The 4243-nt window shown below is 73.1% G+C and carries 6 protein-coding genes and 1 pseudogene; 5 read left to right on the top strand and 2 right to left on the bottom strand.

Going from position 1 to position 4243, the window contains the following annotated elements:
* Positions 1–127 (top strand): annotated as a pseudogene (locus D0D28_RS35140) (IS630 family transposase); the annotation flags it as partial.
* Here the strand turns inward: D0D28_RS35140 and D0D28_RS35135 are convergent.
* Together D0D28_RS35135 and D0D28_RS35130 are read right to left on the bottom strand one after the other, a co-directional pair.
* Positions 124–696, bottom strand: a complete 573-nt coding sequence (locus D0D28_RS35135) for a hypothetical protein (protein WP_116115509.1) — start codon at positions 694–696, stop codon at positions 124–126. The pseudogene D0D28_RS35140 and the gene D0D28_RS35135 sit on opposite strands and share 4 nt — an antisense overlap.
* A gap of 68 nt (positions 697–764) precedes the next feature.
* Positions 765–1694: a ferritin-like domain-containing protein gene (locus D0D28_RS35130; protein WP_116115508.1), complete on the bottom strand. Its 930-nt coding sequence runs from the start codon at positions 1692–1694 to the stop codon at positions 765–767.
* A 107-nt stretch (positions 1695–1801) separates the two neighbouring features.
* Here D0D28_RS35130 and rimP point away from each other — a divergent pair, with 107 nt between their 5' ends.
* The 4 genes from rimP to D0D28_RS35110 all read left to right on the top strand — a co-directional run.
* Entirely contained in the window at positions 1802–2335 is a 534-nt protein-coding gene (gene rimP / locus D0D28_RS35125) for a ribosome maturation factor RimP (RefSeq protein WP_094005844.1), read from the top strand.
* Positions 2332–3357: a transcription termination factor NusA gene (gene nusA, locus D0D28_RS35120; protein WP_094005845.1), complete on the top strand. Its 1026-nt coding sequence runs from the start codon at positions 2332–2334 to the stop codon at positions 3355–3357. Before rimP ends, nusA begins: the two co-directional genes overlap by 4 nt.
* A 134-nt stretch (positions 3358–3491) precedes the next feature.
* A complete protein-coding gene (locus tag D0D28_RS35115; protein ID WP_369806800.1) occupies positions 3492–3746 on the top strand; it encodes a YlxR family protein in 255 nt (84 codons plus the stop codon).
* Between the two features lie 89 nt (positions 3747–3835).
* Positions 3836–4243 (top strand): translation initiation factor IF-2 N-terminal domain-containing protein (locus D0D28_RS35110; protein ID WP_205413445.1); only part of this gene is annotated, 408 nt, incomplete at its 3' end.

Below are 4243 nucleotides of genomic sequence, written 5' to 3'. Positions count from 1 at the left end.
CGACATCCGCGCATGGATCGAGACCTGGAACAACGAACCACGGCCCTACGTCTGGACCAAGACCGCCGACCAGATCCTTGACTCCATCGCACGCTACTGCACGCGAATTAATAACTCAGGACACTAGCTCGCGTTGCGCAGGTAGGCCACCAGGGCGTCGATGAGCAGGAACGGTGGCTTGCCCAGGGCCGGGATCTCCGGGGACGGCGGGAGCTGCTCGCCCGCGACGACGAGCTCCTTCGAGCTCTGCAGGAACACCGGCTGGTGCGCCTCGTCCAGCACGAACATCACCGCGGTGTGGTCGACCAGCCGCGCGATCGTCGTTCCGGTGATGCCGGGCCGCGAGCCGGTGAACCGGGCGCCGGTGCCGAGGTAGACGCCGCGGCGGGCCGGGTCGGTGCCGCGCCAGCCCTGGTCGGCGCCGGGCACCAGGCGCGGGTCGCCGTGGACGGCCTGCAGCTCGCTCAGCGCCCGGCCCTGCACCTGCGCCAGCGGCTCGTCCACCAGCGGCTGCGCGACCTCGTAGAGCGCGTAGCGGGTGCCGCCGGGCTCGGGCGGCATCAGGAACAGGTGCAGCACGACGAACTCGCCGGGCCGCCCGTGCGGCATCCGGATCAGCTGGCGCAACAGCAGGCCGCGCAGGCGGGCGGCCCCGTCCTCGGTGAGGCCGGCCAGGGTGCGGGTCAGGGTCAGCAAGGGGCGTCCTCGGGCGTCGAACGTGTCCCGGGAAGGTTATGTCGTCACGCGCCGTGGCGCGCCCCCAGTCAGCTCTGCGCCGAACCGGGCAGCACGATCGCCGTCGGTTGCTCGCCCGCCGCCTCGCGCCAGCGGGTGCCGCGCCGGGCGGACGCGAGCAGCGCCTTCAGGGCGACCTCCCGCAACGCGGCGTCGTCGGTCTGCTCCAGCACGCCCCGCCAGGCGGTGGCGGCGTCCGCCTCCGCGGTGGCGACCACGCTCTTGGCCGAGGTGGCGTCGGTGACCGGCTGTGGCGTGAGGTAGGCCGGTTCGGCCACGCCGGGCTCCACCCCCACCGCGGTCAGCATCCGCACGCACGCGTCGCGCCGGTCCTGGTGCTCGGACGTGCCCTCGGCGACACCCGCGCTGTAGGTGCCCGGCAGGAACGCGCTGACCAGCCCGTAGATCCACAGCGCGGCGTGCTCGGCGGACAGGGCCTGCTGCACCGGGCCGACCGACTCCGGCGGGATCGCCGCGGCGGTCGCGGCCACCGCGCCCGGTGCGGCGCCCGGCCCCAGCCGGTTCCCGACCTGCTGCAGCCCGGCGCAGCCCCCGGCGACCGCGGCGACCAGCCCGGCCCGGTACCGGGGCAGCCCGCCGACCAGGCCCTCGGCCTGCTGCCGGGCGGTGGCCAGCCGCTGCTTGAGCCCGGCCATGCCCTGCTCGGACGGCACGACCACGGCCGGCTGCGACTTCGGCCGGTTCAGCCGGTCCACTTCGGACTGCAGCGCCTGGGCGTGCGCGGCGCGCGCGGCCGAGTACTGGCGCGCCACCTCCGCGTCGGCCGACGAGGAGGCGGCCACGGCGTCGGCCGCCGCGGCGTCGGCCCGGGCCTGTTCGGCCAGCAGGGCCAGCGGATCCGGTTCGTCGGAGTAGCCGGTTGCGCACGCGGCGAGGGGGACGGCCAGCGCCGCCAGCGCGCTCGCCCGCAGGACGTCACGACGGGTACGGGGTCTCACGTGCGCCCATCCTGCCAGGGGACCGGTGACCACGGGCGGTGACCGGGGCCAACAAGATAAGCTTGTCCCTCACTGACCGACAGCAGACCAAACAGGAGAGCGCCAAGGTGCCTGGAGAACTCGCCGCCCGGCTCGAGCCGATCGTGGCCGAAGCCGTGTCCGGCGCGGGTTTCGACCTCGACGCGCTCGACGTCCAGCAGGCGGGCCGCCGCAAGCTCGTCAAGGTCGTCGTCGATTCCGACGACGGCGTGGGACTCGACGAGGTCGCCGACATCAGCCGTGCCGTCTCGGCCGCGCTGGACGAGAACGAGCAGCTGATCGCGGGCGCCTACACGCTCGAAGTCACCTCGCCCGGCGTCGACCGCCCGCTGACCCGGCCGCGCCACTGGCGCCGCTCGCGGTTCCGCCTGGTGCGGATCACGCCGCGGGAGGGCGCCGAGTACGTGGGCCGCGTCGGGCACGCGGGCGAGGAGTCGGTGCGGGTGCTGGTGGCCGGTGAGATCCGGGACGTGCCCTACGCCGACGTGGCCAAGGCCGTGATCGAGATCGAGTTCAGGCAGCCACCGGCCGAGGAGCTGAAGCTGCTCGACCAGGACGCCTCGGAGCACAACGCAGGCGAGCCGGAGGAGGATCCGAAGTGAACGTGGACATCGCGGCCCTGCGCGCGATCGAGCGGGACAAGGACATCCCCTTCGAGACGGTCCTCGAGGCCATCGAGACCGCGCTGCTGACGGCCTACAAGCACACCGAGGGGCACCAGCCGCACGCCCGCATCGACATCGACCGCAAGACCGGCGTGGTGCGCGTCCTCGCGCACACGCTGGACGAGAACGGCGACATCGACGAGGAGTGGGACGACACGCCCGAGGGCTTCGGCCGGATCGCGGCGACCACCGCGCGGCAGGTCATCCTGCAGCGGCTGCGCGACGCCGAGCACGAGAAGACCTACGGCGAGTTCTCCACCCGCGAGGGCGAGATCGTCGCCGGCGTGATCCAGCGCGACGCGCGGGCCAACGCGCGCGGCATGGTGATCGTCCAGATCGGCGACACCGAGGGCGTGATCCCGCCGGGCGAGCAGGTGGCCGGCGAGCGGTACGAGCACGGCGAGCGGATCAAGGCGTACGTGGTGACCGTGTCGCGCAGCGCCCGCGGCCCGTCGATCACGCTCTCGCGCACCCACCCCCACCTGGTGCGCAAGCTGTTCGCGCTGGAGGTCCCGGAGATCGCCGACGGCACCGTCGAGATCGCCGCGGTCGCCCGGGAGTCCGGCCACCGCACCAAGATCGCCGTGCGGTCCACCGTCCCCGGGGTCAACGCCAAGGGCGCGTGCATCGGCCCGATGGGCCAGCGGGTGCGCAACGTGATGAGCGAGCTCGGGGGTGAGAAGATCGACATCGTCGACTACTCCGAGGATCCGGCTCGCTTCGTCGGGAATGCGCTGAGCCCCGCGAAGGTTGTTTCGGTACGGGTGGTGGACGAGCGTGCGAAGACGGCCCGCGTGGTGGTGCCCGACTTCCAGCTGTCCCTGGCCATCGGCAAGGAAGGCCAGAACGCCCGCCTGGCCGCCCGGCTCACCGGGTGGCGGATCGACATCCGCAGCGACGCCGCGGCCGGCTCCGAGGAGGACGCCACGCCCGCGGCGACAACCGGTTCGGCTGAGTGAGGGGCCAGGAGTTAAACTCGAAGATGGTGCGTAGCTCGCATTCGGCTACCGCACGCTCCGAGCACCGGGGGAAGACCCCGGTGCGCACGTGCGTGGGGTGCAAGAAGCGGGCTGCCGCCGGTGAACTACTGCGAGTGGTCGCGCAGGACGGGCGACTGGTCGCCGACATCCGTCGGCGGCTGCCCGGGCGGGGTGCCTGGTTGCACCCCGAGCCGGAGTGCCTGGCCAAAGCCGAGCGGCGGCGGGCGTTCCCCAGGGCGCTGAAGGTGCCCGGGGTGCTCGACGCGGCGGGCGTGCGGCAGCATCTCGAGAAGATCACCGTCGGCATGGCGGACCGGGGAACGGCCCCGGTCCGGATGGATTCAAGGAAGCAGGTCGACCCGTCATGAGTCAGCCGTGAAGCTGAAGCCATGAACGCGCGACGATAGGACGAGGTCGAGCGGGTTTTGCCGCCCGGCCTCACCAGTTGAGGAGAGCAGTGGCAGGCAAGGCCCGTGTGCACGAGCTCGCGAAGGAGCTCGGGGTTACGAGCAAGGAAGTTCTCGCCAAGCTGAAGGAGCAGGGCGAGTTCGTGAAGTCGGCGTCGTCGACCGTCGAGGCACCCGTTGCCCGGCGGCTGCGCGACGCCTTCGTCGCCAAGGACAACAAATCCGCCGGCCGGTCCGGCGGCGCCCGGCCGGGACCGTCGGCCGGGAACGGCGCGGCCCCCAAACCCGCCGCGCCGCGTCAGCAGCAGCCGCAGGCCCGACCGGTCCCGGGCGCCAAGCCCGGCCCGCGTCCCGCCCCGCAGCAGCAGGCCCCGGCCGCGAAGGCGCAGCCCCAGGCACCCAAGCCCCCGGCACCGCGTCCCGGTGCGGGGGCTTGGGTGCCTGGGGCTGCGCCTTCG

This window comes from Amycolatopsis ruanii, from assembly GCF_003385175.1.
GTDB classification, from domain to species: domain Bacteria; phylum Actinomycetota; class Actinomycetes; order Mycobacteriales; family Pseudonocardiaceae; genus Amycolatopsis_E; species Amycolatopsis_E thermalba.
This window is presented reverse-complemented; position numbering and strand designations above follow the sequence as displayed.